Raw genomic sequence first — 13928 nt, forward strand, 5'->3', positions numbered from 1 at the left:
AAGGCATGAAGGGACTACTCGACCTTTTCAAGCAATTCACGCCCGACGAACACTTCGACGCGATCAAGATCGGGCTGGCATCGCCCGAAAAGATTCGCTCGTGGTCGTTCGGCGAAGTGAAGAAGCCCGAGACGATCAACTACCGGACGTTCAAGCCGGAGCGCGATGGCTTGTTCTGCGCCAAGATCTTTGGCCCGATCAAGGACTACGAGTGCCTGTGCGGCAAGTACAAGCGCCTGAAGCACCGTGGCGTCATCTGCGAGAAGTGCGGCGTTGAAGTCACGCAGACCAAGGTCCGTCGCGACCGCATGGGTCACATCGACCTGGCGGCGCCGTGCGCGCACATCTGGTTTCTGAAGTCGCTGCCGTCGCGCCTGGGCCTGGTGCTCGACATGACGCTGCGCGACATCGAGCGCGTGCTGTACTTCGAAGCGTATGTCGTCGTCGACCCCGGCATGACCCCGCTGAAGAAGTTCTCGATCATGAGCGAGGACGACTACGACGCGAAGCGCATCGAGTTCGGCGAAGAGTTCGTCGCGCTGATGGGTGCCGAGGGCATCAAGAAGCTGCTGGAGGAGATGGATCTCGACGTCGAGATCGAGAAGCTCCGCGGCGACATGACCGGCTCCGAGCTCAAGATCAAGAAGAACAGCAAGCGCCTGAAGGTCATGGAAGCCTTCAAGCGCTCGGGCATCCGCCCGAGCTGGATGGTGCTGGAAGTGCTGCCCGTGCTGCCGCCGGACCTGCGCCCGCTGGTGCCGCTGGACGGCGGCCGCTTCGCCACGTCGGACCTGAACGACCTGTATCGCCGCGTCATCAACCGCAACAACCGCCTGGCGCGGCTGCTGGAGCTGAAGGCGCCCGAGATCATCGTGCGCAACGAGAAGCGCATGCTGCAGGAAGCGGTGGACTCGCTGCTGGACAACGGCCGTCGCGGCAAGGCGATGACCGGGGCCAACAAGCGTGCGCTGAAGTCGCTGGCCGACATGATCAAGGGCAAGAGCGGCCGCTTCCGCCAGAACCTGCTGGGCAAGCGCGTCGACTACTCGGGCCGTTCGGTCATCGTGGTGGGCCCGACGCTCAAGCTGCACCAGTGCGGCCTGCCCAAGCTGATGGCGCTCGAGCTGTTCAAGCCCTTCATCTTCTCGCGCCTGGAGGCGATGGGCATCGCCACCACCATCAAGGCCGCTAAGAAGGAAGTCGAGAGCGGCACGCCGGTGGTCTGGGACATCCTCGAGGAAGTCATCAAGGAACACCCGGTCCTGCTGAACCGCGCCCCGACGCTCCACCGCCTGGGCATCCAGGCGTTCGAGCCGGTGCTGATCGAAGGCAAGGCCATCCAGCTGCACCCGCTGGTGTGCGCGGCGTTCAACGCCGACTTCGACGGCGACCAGATGGCCGTGCACGTGCCGCTGTCGATCGAAGCGCAGATGGAAGCCCGCACGCTGATGCTGGCCTCCAACAACGTGCTGTTCCCGGCCAACGGCGAACCGTCGATCGTGCCGTCGCAGGACGTGGTGCTGGGCCTTTACTACGCCACCCGCGAGCGCACCAACGGCAAGGGCGAAGGCCTGATCTTCTCGGATGTGGTGGAAGTGCAGCGCGCGCTGGACAACGGCGCCGTTGAAATCACCGCCAAGATCTCGGTGCGCCTGACCCAGTACACGAAGAACAAGGAAACCGGCGAGTTCACGCCGGAGACCAAGCTCGTCGACACCACGGTCGGCCGTGCGCTGCTGTCCGAGATCCTGCCCAAGGGCCTGCCCTTCAGCAACATCAACAAGGCGCTGAAGAAGAAGGAGATCTCGAAGCTGATCAACGTCTCCTTCCGCACCTGCGGCCTGAAGGAAACGGTGGTCTTCGCGGACAAGCTGCTGCAATCGGGCTTCCGCCTGGCCACGCGCGCCGGCATCTCCATCGCCATCGACGACATGCTGGTGCCGAAGGAGAAGCAGGGCCTGATCGACCGCGCCGAGAAGGAAGTCAAGGAGATCGAGCAGCAGTACGTCTCGGGCCTGGTGACCGCCGGCGAGCGGTACAACAAGGTCGTCGACATCTGGGGCAAGACCGGTGACGAGGTGGGCAAGGTCATGATGGCCCAGCTCTCCAAGCAGAAGGTGCAGGACCGCCACGGCAACGAGGTGGACCAGGAGTCGTTCAACTCCATCTACATGATGGCCGACTCCGGCGCCCGCGGTTCCGCCGCGCAGATCCGCCAGCTGGCGGGCATGCGGGGCCTGATGGCCAAGCCGGACGGCTCGATCATCGAGACGCCGATCACGGCCAACTTCCGCGAAGGCCTGAACGTTCTGCAGTACTTCATCTCCACCCACGGCGCCCGTAAGGGCCTGGCGGACACGGCGCTGAAGACCGCGAACTCCGGCTACCTGACGCGTCGTCTGGTGGACGTGACGCAGGACCTGGTGGTCACCGAGAACGACTGCAACACCGAGAACGGCATCGCCATGCGCGCGCTGGTCGAAGGTGGTGAAGTCATCGAATCGCTGCGCGACCGCATCCTGGGCCGCGTGGCTGCCGTCGAGGTGCTGCACCCCGAGAACCAGCAGCTGCTGGTGCCCGCGGGCCAGATGCTGGACGAGGACACGCTCGAAGTGCTCGAAGCGGCCGGCGCCGACGAGGTGAAGGTGCGCACGCCGCTGACCTGCGACACGCGCTTCGGTCTGTGCGCCAAGTGCTACGGCCGCGACCTGGGCCGCGGCGGCTTGGTGAACGTGGGCGAAGCGGTGGGCGTGATCGCCGCGCAATCCATCGGCGAGCCGGGTACCCAGCTGACGATGCGTACGTTCCACATCGGTGGTGCGGCGTCGCGTGCGGCGGTAGCCAACAGCGTCGAAGCCAAGAGCGACGGCATCATCGGCTTCAACGCCACGATGCGCTACGTCACCAACGGCAAGGGCGAGCTGGTCGTCATCTCGCGTTCGGGCGAAATCGTCATCCTCGACCCGCACGGCCGCGAGCGCGAGCGCCACAAGGTGCCGTACGGCGCCACGCTGAACGTCAAGGCCGACCAGACCATCAAGGCCGGCACCGTGCTGGCCAACTGGGACCCGCTGACCCGACCCATCATCACGGAATTCGCCGGCAAGGCGAAGTTCGAGAACGTGGAAGAGGGCGTGACGGTCGCCAAGCAGCTGGACGAGGTCACCGGCCTGTCGACGCTGGTGGTCATCGACCCGAAGCGCCGCGGTGCGACGAAGGTGGTGCGCCCGCAGGTCAAGCTGCTGGACGCTGCCGGCCAGGAAGTGAAGATCCCGGGCACCGACCACTCGGTGACCATCGGCTTCCCGGTGGGCTCGCTGGTGCAGATCCGCGACGGCCAGGACCTCGCCCCCGGCGAAGTGCTGGCGCGCATCCCGGTCGAAGGCCAGAAGACGCGCGACATCACCGGCGGTCTGCCGCGGGTGGCCGAGCTGTTCGAAGCCCGTTCGCCGAAGGACGTCGGCACGCTGGCCGAGCAGACGGGTACCGTGTCGTTCGGCAAGGAGACCAAGGGCAAGGTCCGCCTGCAGATCACCGATCCGGACGGCAAGGTCTACGAAGAGCTGGTGCCCAAGGAAAAGAACATCCTGGTGCACGAAGGCCAGGTGGTGAACCGCGGCGAGCTGATCGTCGACGGCGCGGCGGATCCGCAGGACATCCTGCGCCTGCTGGGCATCGAGGAACTGGCGCGCTACATCGTCGACGAAGTGCAGGACGTGTACCGGCTGCAAGGCGTGAAGATCAACGACAAGCACATCGAGGTGATCGTTCGCCAGATGCTGCGCCGCGTGCAGATCGTCAATCCGGGCGAGTCCAGCTACATCGCCGGCGAGCAGGTCGAGCGTTCGGAGCTGCTGGACACCAACGACCGCCTGCGCGGCGAAGGCAAGGTCACCGCCACGCATGCCGACGTGCTGCTGGGCATCACCAAGGCTTCGCTGTCGACCGACTCGTTCATCTCCGCGGCTTCCTTCCAGGAAACCACGCGGGTGCTGACCGAGGCGGCCATCATGGGCAAGCGTGACGAGCTGCGCGGCCTGAAGGAAAACGTCATCGTTGGCCGCCTGATTCCCGCGGGCACCGGCATGGCCTTCCACGAGGCCCGCCGCGTCAAGGAAGACATGGACGAGAGCGAGCGCCGCGCCATCGCACTGCAGGAAGCCGAAGAGCTGGCTGCAGCGCAGCTGGCCGCGGTCGGCAGCGATTCGTCGTCGGACGACGCGGCCGAGTGAGGCAGCAGCTAGGGCCGCACAAGCGGTCCGCAGGTTCGCAAAGGGCAGCTTCGGCTGCCCTTTTTTCTGTCAGGCAGGCGCCTGCAAGGCCTCGATGCAGCGCTCCGGCGGCAGCACCTCGACGCCAAAGCGCCGTGCCCGCCGGGCCAGTTTCAACAGCGCGCGGTCCCGCGTCACCAGCCAGCGCGCCTGCCACACCACGGCGGCATCGATGAACACCTGGTCGTCCGCGTCGCTGCAGTGCAGCCGCTGCGAGGCGCCCGCAGCGGGCGCCGGCCGCAGGGTGGGCAGCCTGTCCCAGGCGGCAAGCAGGACGGCGGAATCTTCCGCCGCATGCCGGCCGCCGACGCCGCGTGACAGCACATGGGCCAGCTCCTCGCGCATGCGATCACAGGCGAGCCAGCGCAGGCCACCCGACGAAATGCGGTCAAACAGCGGCGCGACAGCCGGGTTGCGGAAGACGAGCCAGTCGAGCGCAACGTTGGTGTCAACGATCACGGCGTCAGGCAAAGGGGCAACGGGCGTCATCGGCTTGCACGGGAGCGGCGTCTCCGAATATACTCCCGGGTTCTTCGGCAGATTCTGCTGCGCTCTTTGTCGCCTGCTGCGCCCCCGCGCGGCGCCCGCAAGAGCGCTGTGGCTTCTCCCGACAGAAAAAATTGCGTGACTTCAAACGGGAACAAGTCCACATGCCTACCATCAACCAGCTCGTGCGCCACGGCCGTGAGGTCGAAGCCACGAAGTCCAAGTCGCCTGCCATGCAGGGCGGCCCCCAGCGCCGCGGTGTCTGCACCCGCGTGTACACCACCACCCCGAAGAAGCCGAACTCGGCTCTGCGTAAGGTGGCCAAGGTGCGCCTGACCAACGGTTTCGAGGTGATCTCGTACATCGGCGGTGAAGGCCACAACCTGCAGGAACACAGCGTCGTGCTCGTACGCGGCGGCCGTGTGAAGGACCTGCCGGGTGTGCGTTACCACATCGTGCGCGGTTCGCTTGACCTGCAAGGCGTCAAGGACCGCAAGCAATCGCGTTCCAAGTACGGCGCGAAGCGCCCGAAGAAGGCCTAAGCCTTCACCGCGCTACCAGCGCGATCGGCTGCAAGCCGGTTGCACGTTGCGGTGGGCCCCAGGCTCGCCGAGTAAGTGGATGGTTCGTTTCAGGCTATGGCCATCCAAGGCAAGGGCGCTACGAGAAGCCCGAGCCAACTGAAGCTGATAAAGGAAGACTCCCATGCCGCGTCGCCGCGAAGTACCCAAGCGCGAGATCCTGCCCGACCCGAAGTTCGGCAGTGTCGATCTCTCGAAGTTCATGAACGTCGTGATGGAATCCGGCAAGAAGGCCGTGGCCGAGCGCATCATCTACGGTGCCCTGGACCAGGTCGAGAAGAAGGCCAACAAGGATCCCCTCGAGATCTTCATGACCGCGCTGAACAACGTGAAGCCGATGGTCGAAGTGAAGAGCCGCCGCGTCGGCGGTGCGAACTACCAAGTTCCCGTGGAAGTTCGCCCCGTCCGCCGCATGGCCCTCGCGATGCGCTGGCTCAAGGATTCCGCCCGCAAGCGTGGCGAGAAGTCCATGGCTGCGCGCCTGGCCAATGAGCTGCTGGAGGCCTCGGAAGGCCGCGGCGGCGCGATGAAGAAGCGCGACGAAGTGCACCGCATGGCAGAGGCCAACAAGGCCTTCTCGCACTTCCGCTTCTAAGTCACCTCAGTCCAACGTTCCCCTGGCCGCTCTTCGGGTTTGCACCAACCCGCGAGCGGCCCCTGTATTTGGAGCAACACCATGTCCCGCAAGACCCCCATCGAGCGCTACCGCAACATCGGTATCTCTGCGCACATCGATGCCGGCAAGACCACCACGACCGAACGCATCCTGTACTACACCGGCGTGAACCACAAGATCGGCGAGGTGCACGATGGCGCCGCGACGATGGACTGGATGGAGCAGGAGCAGGAGCGGGGCATCACCATCACGTCGGCAGCGACGACCTGCTTCTGGAAGGGCATGGACATGTCCTACCCGGAGCATCGCTTCAACATCATCGACACCCCGGGGCACGTCGACTTCACCATCGAGGTGGAGCGTTCGATGCGCGTGCTCGACGGCGCATGCATGGTGTACTGCGCCGTGGGCGGCGTGCAGCCCCAGTCGGAAACCGTCTGGCGCCAAGCCAACAAGTACAAGGTGCCGCGTCTGGCCTTCGTCAACAAGATGGACCGCACCGGCGCCAACTTCTTCAAGGTCTATGACCAGATGAAGACCCGCCTGAAGGCCAACCCGGTGCCCATCGTGGTGCCCATCGGCTCGGAAGAAAACTTCAAGGGCGTGGTGGACCTGTTCAAGATGAAGGCGATCATCTGGGACGAGGCTTCGCAAGGCATGAAGTTCAGCTACGAGGACATCCCCGCCGAGCTGCAGGCCGATTGCGAGAAGTGGCGCGAAGGCATGATCGAAGCCGCCGCTGAAGCCAGCGAAGAGCTGATGAACAAGTACCTCGAGTCGGGCGAGCTGACCGAGGAAGAGATCAAGCTCGGCCTGCGCACCCGCACGATCGCCACCGAGATCCAGCCGATGCTGTGCGGCACCGCCTTCAAGAACAAGGGCGTGCAGCGCATGCTCGACGCGGTGATCGACTTCCTGCCCTCGCCGATCGACATCCCGCCGGTCACCGGCACCGATGACGACGAGCAGGAAACCAGCCGCAAGGCCGACGACAACGAGAAATTCGCCGCGCTGGCGTTCAAGCTGATGACCGACCCGTACGTCGGCCAGCTGACCTTCGTGCGCGTGTACTCGGGCGTGCTGAAGTCGGGCGACTCGGTCTACAACCCGATCCGCGGCAAGAAGGAGCGCATCGGCCGGATCCTGCAGATGCACGCCAACCAGCGTGAAGAGATCAAGGAAATCCTGGCCGGCGACATCGCCGCCTGCGTGGGCCTGAAGGACGTGACGACGGGCGAAACCCTGTGCGATCCGGACGCCATGATCACGCTGGAGAAGATGGTCTTCCCGGAGCCGGTGATCTCGCAGGCCGTCGAGCCGAAGACCAAGGCCGACCAGGAAAAGATGGGTATCGCCCTGGGCCGCCTGGCCCAGGAAGACCCGTCGTTCCGCGTGCGCACCGACGAAGAGTCGGGCCAGACCATCATCTCGGGCATGGGCGAGCTGCACCTCGAGATCATCGTCGACCGCATGAAGCGCGAGTTCGGTGTCGAGGCCAACGTCGGCAAGCCGCAGGTGGCTTACCGCGAGACCATCCGCAAGGCGGTCGAGGACGTCGAAGGCAAGTTCGTGCGCCAGTCGGGCGGCAAGGGCCAGTACGGCCACGTCGTGCTGAAGGTCGAGCCGCAGGAGCCGGGCAAGGGCTTCGAGTTCGTCGACGCCATCAAGGGCGGCGTGGTGCCGCGCGAGTTCATCCCTGCGGTGGAAAAGGGCCTGATCGACACGCTGCCTAACGGCGTGCTGGCCGGCTTCCCGATCGTGGACGTGAAGGTCACGCTGACGTTCGGCTCGTACCACGAAGTGGACTCGAACGAAAACGCGTTCAAGATGGCCGCGTCGATGGGCTTCAAGGAAGGCTGCCGCCGCGCCAACCCGGTCATCCTCGAGCCGATGATGGCCGTGGAAGTGGAAACGCCGGAGGACTATGCTGGCTCGGTGATGGGCGACCTGTCGTCCCGCCGTGGCATGGTCCAGGGCATGGACGACATCCCGGGCGGTGGCAAGACCATCAAGGCCGAGGTGCCGCTGTCGGAAATGTTCGGCTACTCCACCACGCTGCGCTCGATGTCCCAGGGCCGCGCGACGTACACGATGGAGTTCAAGCACTACAGCGAAGCTCCGAAGAACGTCGCCGACGCGATCATCACCGCGCGCGGCAAGTAAGCAATCAAGCCGGTCTTCGGCCGGGTGCCGCCTGCTGCCAGTGGCGGGCGAACCAGCATCCGGCCGGAAACCTTAAACCCTGCACTGGAACTGCTCTTTGATACGGAGAAATCGAAATGGCAAAAGGTAAGTTCGAGCGGACCAAGCCGCACGTCAACGTGGGCACCATCGGCCACGTGGACCATGGCAAGACGACGCTGACGGCGGCGATCACGACGATCCTGTCGGCCAAGTTCGGCGGCGAAGCCAAGGCGTACGACCAGATCGACGCGGCGCCGGAAGAAAAGGCGCGCGGCATCACCATCAACACCGCACACGTCGAGTACGAGACCGCCAACCGCCACTACGCGCACGTCGACTGCCCCGGGCACGCCGACTACGTGAAGAACATGATCACCGGCGCGGCGCAGATGGACGGCGCGATCCTGGTGTGCTCGGCCGCCGACGGCCCGATGCCCCAGACGCGTGAGCACATCCTGCTGGCGCGCCAGGTCGGCGTGCCGTACATCATCGTCTTCCTGAACAAGTGCGACATGGTCGACGACGCCGAGCTGCTCGAGCTCGTCGAGATGGAAGTGCGCGAGCTGCTGTCGAAGTACGACTTCCCCGGCGACGACACCCCGATCGTCAAGGGCTCGGCCAAGCTGGCGCTCGAAGGCGACAAGGGCGAGCTGGGCGAGCAGGCCATCATGGCCCTGGCCGACGCTTTGGACAGCTACATCCCGACGCCCGAGCGCGCCGTGGACGGTGCGTTCCTGATGCCCGTGGAAGACGTGTTCTCGATCTCGGGCCGCGGCACCGTGGTCACGGGCCGTGTCGAGCGTGGCGTGGTCAAGGTCGGTGAGGAAATCGAGATCGTCGGTATTCGCGCCACCCAGAAGACCACCTGCACCGGCGTGGAAATGTTCCGCAAGCTGCTGGACCAAGGTCAGGCCGGCGACAACGTGGGCATCCTGCTGCGCGGCACCAAGCGTGAAGACGTCGAGCGCGGCCAGGTGCTGTGCAAGCCGGGCTCCATCAAGCCGCACACGCACTTCACCGCCGAGGTGTACGTGCTGAGCAAGGAAGAAGGCGGCCGCCACACCCCGTTCTTCAACAACTATCGCCCGCAGTTCTACTTCCGCACGACGGACGTGACCGGCGCGGTGGAGCTGCCGAAGGACAAGGAAATGGTCATGCCGGGCGACAACGTCAGCATCACCGTCAAGCTGATCGCCCCGATCGCGATGGAAGAAGGCCTGCGCTTCGCCATCCGTGAAGGCGGCCGCACCGTCGGCGCCGGCGTCGTTGCCAAGATCATCGAGTAATTGCGTGACGGCCCGGGCTCTGGCGAGCCCGGGTTCCACAACTCCGCGGCCCGCGGGCCGCAACGCTCTTTGAAGGAACCGTCATGCAAAAGCAAAAGATCCGCATCCGCCTGAAGGCATTCGATTACAAGCTGATCGACCAGTCGGCCCTCGAAATCGTCGACACCGCCAAGCGCACCGGCGCCATCGTCCGTGGCCCCGTGCCGCTGCCCACGCGCATGCAGCGCTTCGACATCCTGCGTTCGCCGCACGTCAACAAGACCTCGCGCGACCAGTTTGAGATCCGCACCCACCAGCGCCTGATGGACATCGTCGACCCGACCGACAAGACGGTCGATGCGCTGATGAAGCTCGACCTGCCCGCCGGCGTCGACGTCGAGATCAAGCTGCAGTAACCCAAAACCACGCTCGACGTGGTGTGCGAGGTGGCAGATCTTCGGATCTGCTACACTCGCAGGCTTTTCGCGACTTCCGTGGCTCGTCCACGGCGTGATCGCGGGAAACAAGTCAACCCGGCCAATCGATGTCGGGTGTTGTGCAACCGGGCTTCTTGCATCAGGCAAGGGGCTGGAGAAGAACCATGACGACCGCAAGCGCGAGCCATCGGCTCGGATTGCTGGGCCGCAAGGTGGGCATGATGCGCATCTTCACGGACGACGGCGACGCCGTTCCCGTGACGGTGCTCGACGTGTCCAACAACCGCGTCGCCCAGGTCAAGACCGTCGAAACCGACGGCTACAGCGCCATCCAGGTGGCGTTCGGCACCCGTCGCGCCTCGCGCGTGACCAAGCCTGAAGCAGGGCACCTCGCCAAGGCGGGCGTGCTGGCAGGTGAAGTGCTCAAGGAATTCCGCGTGCCCGCCGAAGTGGCGGCCGAATACAAGCCGGGCGCCACCGTGCCCGTCACGTTGTTCGCCGCGGGCCAGATCGTCGACGTGCAGGGCACCTCGATCGGTAAGGGCTTCACGGGCACCATCAAGCGCCACAACTTCGGTTCGCAGCGCGCGTCCCACGGTAACAGCCGCTCGCACAACGTGCCCGGCTCGATCTCGATGGCGCAGGATCCTGGCCGCGTGTTCCCGGGCAAGAAGATGTCCGGCCACCGTGGCGACGAGACCGTGACGACCCAGAACCTCGACATCGTGCGCGTTGACGAAGCCCGTCAGCTGCTGCTGGTCAAGGGTGCCGTCCCGGGTGCCAAGAACGGCCACGTGGTCGTGCGTCCGGCCATCAAGGCCAAGGTTGCGAAGGGAGCCCAGTGATGCAACTCGAGCTCCTGAACGAACAAGGCCAGGCCACCGAGAAGGTGGACGCGCCCGATACCGTCTTCGCGCGTGACTACAACGAAGCGCTGGTGCACCAGATCGTCGTGGCCTACCAGGCCAATGCACGCCAGGGTACCCGTGCCCAGAAGGACCGCGGCGTCGTCAAGCACTCGACGAAGAAGCCGTTCCGCCAGAAGGGCACCGGCCGCGCTCGCGCCGGCATGACCTCGTCGCCGCTGTGGCGCGGCGGTGGTCGCATCTTCCCGAACAGCCCGGACGAGAACTTCACTCAGAAGGTCAACAAGAAGATGTACCGCGCCGGCATGGCGTCGATCCTGTCGAAGCTCGCGCGCGACGGTCGCCTGGCCGTGGTGGACTCGTTCACCGTCGACACGCCGAAGACCAAGCAGCTCGCCCAGAAGTTCAAGGGCATGGGCCTGGATTCGGTCATGGTCATCGCCGACAGCGTCGACGAGAACCTGCTGCTCGCTTCGCGCAACCTGGCCAACGTGCTGGTTGTCGAGCCGCGCTACGCTGATCCGCTGTCGCTGGTCTTCTACAAGAAGGTGCTGGTGACCAAGGCGGCCATCGAGCAGCTCAAGGAGATGTTTGCATGAGCACCGCTCCGCAAAAATTCGATGAGGGCCGCCTGGCTCAAGTGCTGGTCGCCCCGATCGTCTCGGAAAAGGCCACCAGCGTCGGCGAGAAGAACAACCAGGTGTTGTTCAAGGTGCTGCGCAACGCCACCAAGCCGGAGATCAAGGCTGCCGTCGAGCTGATGTTCAAGGTCGAAGTGGACTCCGTCCAGACCGTGAACCAGAAGGGCAAGGTCAAGCGTTTCGGTCGTTCGATCGGTCGCCGTGACCACGTCAAGAAGGCCTATGTCTGCCTGAAGGACGGCCAGGAACTGAACTTCTCCGGGGAGAGCGCGTAATGGCTGTCGTCAAGGTCAAGCCGACTTCGCCTGGCCGCCGTGCCGTGGTGAAGGTGGTGCACAAGCACCTGCACAAGGGTGCGCCGGAAGCATCGCTGCTCGAGCCGCAGAAGCAGAACGCCGGCCGCAACAACAACGGTCACATCACCATCCGCCACAAGGGCGGTGGCCACAAGCATCACTACCGCGTGGTGGATTTCCGTCGCAACAAGGACGGGATCCCGGCGAAGGTCGAGCGTATTGAATACGACCCGAACCGTACCGCCCACATCGCGCTGGTGTGCTACGCCGACGGTGAGCGCCGCTACGTGATCGCCCCGCGTGGTCTGGAAGTCGGCGCCACGCTGATGAGCGGTGCCGAGGCCCCGATCAAGGCCGGCAACACGCTGCCGATCCGCAACATCCCGGTGGGCTCGATCGTCCACTGCGTCGAGCTGCTGCCCGGCAAGGGCGCGCAGATCGCGCGCTCGGCCGGCACCTCGGTGACGCTGATGGCCCGTGAAGGCGCCTACGCCCAGCTTCGGCTGCGCTCGGGTGAAGTCCGTCGCATCCACATCGATTGCCGCGCCACCATCGGTGAAGTGAGCAACGAAGAGCACAGCCTGCGCCAGTACGGCAAGGCCGGTGCGATCCGCTGGAAGGGCATCCGCCCGACCGTCCGCGGTGTGGCGATGAACCCGGTGGATCACCCGCACGGTGGTGGTGAAGGTCGTACCGGCGAAGGCCAGGTGCCTGTGTCGCCGTGGAACACGATGACCAAGGGCTACCGTACCCGCAGCAACAAGCGCACGCAGACGTTCATCGTCTCGCGTCGCAAGAAGTAAACAGGCGGAGGACAGCCATGACACGTTCTCTCAAGAAGGGCCCCTTCGTCGACCAACACCTTCAGGCCAAGGTCGAGAAGGCGGTGGCCATCAAGGACAAGAAGCCGATCAAGACCTGGTCGCGCCGCTCGACGATCCTCCCCGAGTTCATCGGTCTGACGATCGCCGTGCACAACGGCAAGCAACACGTGCCGGTGTACGTGAGCGACCAGATGGTCGGCCACAAGCTTGGCGAATTCGCTCTGACGCGGACCTTCAAGGGTCACCCGGCAGACAAGAAGGCCAAGAAGTAAAGGACAGCGACGATGGAAACCCAAGCAATCGTTCGCGGCGTGCGCCTTTCCTGCGACAAGGGTCGGCTGGTGGCCGACCTGATCCGCGGCAAGAAGGTCGATCAGGCGCTCAACATCCTGACGTTCACGCCCAAGAAGGCCGCCGGCATCATCAAGAAGGCGCTCGAGTCGGCCATCGCCAACGCCGAGCACAACGACGGTGCCGACATCGACGAACTGCGCGTCAAGTCGATCTACGTGGAGCAAGGCGCCACGCTGAAGCGGTTTTCCGCCCGGGCCAAGGGCCGCGGCAACCGCATCAGCAAGCCGACCGCGCACATCTACGTGACCGTCGGCAACTAAAGGAAGACCATGGGACAGAAGATCCATCCGACCGGCTTCCGACTGCCCGTCACCCGTGCCTGGGCTTCGCGCTGGTTCGCGAACAACAAGAACTTCGCCACGATGCTGGCCGAGGATCTGGATGTTCGTGAGTACCTGAAGGCGAAGCTGAAGAACGCCGCGGTGTCGCGCGTTCTGATCGAGCGCCCCGCCAAGAACGCCCGCATCACCATCTTCTCGGCGCGTCCGGGCGTGGTGATCGGCAAGAAGGGCGAGGACATCGAAAACCTGAAGGCCGAACTGACCCGCCGCCTCGGCGTGCCGGTCGCGGTGAACATCGAAGAAGTGCGCAAGCCTGAAGTCGATGCTCAGTTGATCGCCGACTCGATCACCCAGCAGCTCGAGAAGCGCATCATGTTCCGCCGCGCCATGAAGCGCGCCATGCAGAACGCGATGCGCCTGGGCGCGCAGGGCATCAAGATCATGTCGTCGGGCCGCCTGAACGGCATCGAAATCGCCCGCTGCGAGTGGTACCGCGAAGGTCGCGTGCCCCTTCACACCTTGAAGGCCGACATCGACTATGGCTTCTCCGAAGCCAAGACGACCTACGGCGTCATCGGCGTGAAGGTGTGGGTATACCGCGGCGATCGCCTCGCCAACGGTGAAGTGCCCGCACTCAAGTCGGACGTGCCGGAAGACGATCGTCGCCCGCGCCGTGGCCCGCGTCCTGGTGGTGCCCCGGGTGGCCGTGGCCGCCCTGGCGAACGCCGTGACGGCGCCGCACCTTCGGGTGACGCGCGCGGCCCGGTCGGCGCGAAGCGTGTGCCGCGCACGGCCACGGCCGTGCCTGGTGCCAAAGGAGAATAAC

14 protein-coding genes are annotated in these 13928 nt (G+C 64.8%); 13 read left to right on the top strand and 1 reads right to left on the bottom strand.

From position 1 onward, the window contains the following. Window positions 1-5 precede the first annotated feature (5 nt). Entirely contained in the window at window positions 6-4232 is a 4227-nt protein-coding gene (gene rpoC / locus LRS14_RS14540) for a DNA-directed RNA polymerase subunit beta' (RefSeq protein ID WP_046116045.1), read from the top strand. Between the two features lie 69 nt (window positions 4233-4301). Here the strand turns inward: rpoC and LRS14_RS14545 are convergent, their stop codons facing one another. Next, window positions 4302-4730: a putative toxin-antitoxin system toxin component, PIN family gene (locus LRS14_RS14545; RefSeq protein WP_257799990.1), complete on the bottom strand. Its 429-nt coding sequence runs from the start codon at window positions 4728-4730 to the stop codon at window positions 4302-4304. A gap of 191 nt (window positions 4731-4921) precedes the next feature. Here LRS14_RS14545 and rpsL point away from each other — a divergent pair, with 191 nt between their 5' ends. The 12 genes from rpsL (at window position 4922) to rpsC (ending at window position 13927) form a co-directional block, all read left to right on the top strand. After that, complete coding sequence (rpsL, locus tag LRS14_RS14550; protein ID WP_046116047.1) at window positions 4922-5299, top strand: 30S ribosomal protein S12; 378 nt, start codon at window positions 4922-4924, stop codon at window positions 5297-5299. Between the two features lie 163 nt (window positions 5300-5462). Then, complete coding sequence (gene rpsG, locus LRS14_RS14555) at window positions 5463-5933, top strand: 30S ribosomal protein S7 (RefSeq protein ID WP_046116048.1); 471 nt, start codon at window positions 5463-5465, stop codon at window positions 5931-5933. Window positions 5934-6014: 81 nt separating this feature from the next. Beyond that, entirely contained in the window at window positions 6015-8117 is a 2103-nt protein-coding gene (fusA, locus tag LRS14_RS14560) for an elongation factor G (RefSeq protein ID WP_046116049.1), read from the top strand. A gap of 116 nt (window positions 8118-8233) precedes the next feature. Then, window positions 8234-9424, top strand: coding sequence for an elongation factor Tu (gene tuf / locus LRS14_RS14565; RefSeq protein WP_046116152.1), 1191 nt, complete (start codon window positions 8234-8236; stop codon window positions 9422-9424). An 83-nt stretch (window positions 9425-9507) separates the two neighbouring features. Beyond that, entirely contained in the window at window positions 9508-9819 is a 312-nt protein-coding gene (rpsJ, locus tag LRS14_RS14570) for a 30S ribosomal protein S10 (RefSeq protein ID WP_046110754.1), read from the top strand. A 185-nt stretch (window positions 9820-10004) separates the two neighbouring features. Then, window positions 10005-10685, top strand: a complete 681-nt coding sequence (rplC, locus tag LRS14_RS14575) for a 50S ribosomal protein L3 (RefSeq protein ID WP_046110755.1) — start codon at window positions 10005-10007, stop codon at window positions 10683-10685. Continuing rightward, window positions 10685-11305, top strand: a complete 621-nt coding sequence (gene rplD / locus LRS14_RS14580) for a 50S ribosomal protein L4 (protein ID WP_257799991.1) — start codon at window positions 10685-10687, stop codon at window positions 11303-11305. Before rplC ends, rplD begins: the two co-directional genes overlap by 1 nt. Continuing rightward, window positions 11302-11622, top strand: coding sequence for a 50S ribosomal protein L23 (gene rplW, locus LRS14_RS14585; RefSeq protein WP_257799992.1), 321 nt, complete (start codon window positions 11302-11304; stop codon window positions 11620-11622). The genes rplD and rplW overlap by 4 nt, the downstream gene beginning before the upstream one ends. After that, window positions 11622-12446 (top strand): 50S ribosomal protein L2, encoded by an 825-nt coding sequence (rplB, locus tag LRS14_RS14590; RefSeq protein WP_046110758.1) that lies wholly within the window; start codon window positions 11622-11624, stop codon window positions 12444-12446. Before rplW ends, rplB begins: the two co-directional genes overlap by 1 nt. 17 nt (window positions 12447-12463) lie before the next feature. Continuing rightward, window positions 12464-12739, top strand: coding sequence for a 30S ribosomal protein S19 (gene rpsS, locus LRS14_RS14595; protein WP_046110759.1), 276 nt, complete (start codon window positions 12464-12466; stop codon window positions 12737-12739). Window positions 12740-12751: 12 nt separating this feature from the next. Continuing rightward, window positions 12752-13081: a 50S ribosomal protein L22 gene (rplV, locus tag LRS14_RS14600; RefSeq protein WP_046110760.1), complete on the top strand. Its 330-nt coding sequence runs from the start codon at window positions 12752-12754 to the stop codon at window positions 13079-13081. 9 nt (window positions 13082-13090) lie between these two features. Next, window positions 13091-13927, top strand: a complete 837-nt coding sequence (gene rpsC / locus LRS14_RS14605; protein ID WP_046110761.1) for a 30S ribosomal protein S3 — start codon at window positions 13091-13093, stop codon at window positions 13925-13927. Window position 13928 lies beyond the last annotated feature (1 nt).

It is taken from the genome of Aquincola sp. J276 (assembly GCF_024700035.1).
Lineage (GTDB): Bacteria > Pseudomonadota > Gammaproteobacteria > Burkholderiales > Burkholderiaceae_C > Aquincola > Aquincola tertiaricarbonis.

Bases quoted from the DNA above. Each gene is read 5' to 3' on its own strand.
- rpsG (WP_046116048.1), top strand. From the start codon at position 5,463: ATGCCGCGTCGCCGCGAAGTACCCAAGCGCGAGATCCTGCCCGACCCG.
- rplB (WP_046110758.1), top strand. From the start codon at position 11,622: ATGGCTGTCGTCAAGGTCAAGCCGACTTCGCCTGGCCGCCGTGCCGTG.
- fusA (WP_046116049.1), top strand. From the start codon at position 6,015: ATGTCCCGCAAGACCCCCATCGAGCGCTACCGCAACATCGGTATCTCT.
- rpsJ (WP_046110754.1), top strand. From the start codon at position 9,508: ATGCAAAAGCAAAAGATCCGCATCCGCCTGAAGGCATTCGATTACAAG.
- rpoC (WP_046116045.1), top strand. From the start codon at position 6: ATGAAGGGACTACTCGACCTTTTCAAGCAATTCACGCCCGACGAACAC.
- rplW (WP_257799992.1), top strand. From the start codon at position 11,302: ATGAGCACCGCTCCGCAAAAATTCGATGAGGGCCGCCTGGCTCAAGTG.
- rplV (WP_046110760.1), top strand. From the start codon at position 12,752: ATGGAAACCCAAGCAATCGTTCGCGGCGTGCGCCTTTCCTGCGACAAG.
- rplC (WP_046110755.1), top strand. From the start codon at position 10,005: ATGACGACCGCAAGCGCGAGCCATCGGCTCGGATTGCTGGGCCGCAAG.
- rpsL (WP_046116047.1), top strand. From the start codon at position 4,922: ATGCCTACCATCAACCAGCTCGTGCGCCACGGCCGTGAGGTCGAAGCC.
- rplD (WP_257799991.1), top strand. From the start codon at position 10,685: ATGCAACTCGAGCTCCTGAACGAACAAGGCCAGGCCACCGAGAAGGTG.
- tuf (WP_046116152.1), top strand. From the start codon at position 8,234: ATGGCAAAAGGTAAGTTCGAGCGGACCAAGCCGCACGTCAACGTGGGC.
- rpsC (WP_046110761.1), top strand. From the start codon at position 13,091: ATGGGACAGAAGATCCATCCGACCGGCTTCCGACTGCCCGTCACCCGT.
- rpsS (WP_046110759.1), top strand. From the start codon at position 12,464: ATGACACGTTCTCTCAAGAAGGGCCCCTTCGTCGACCAACACCTTCAG.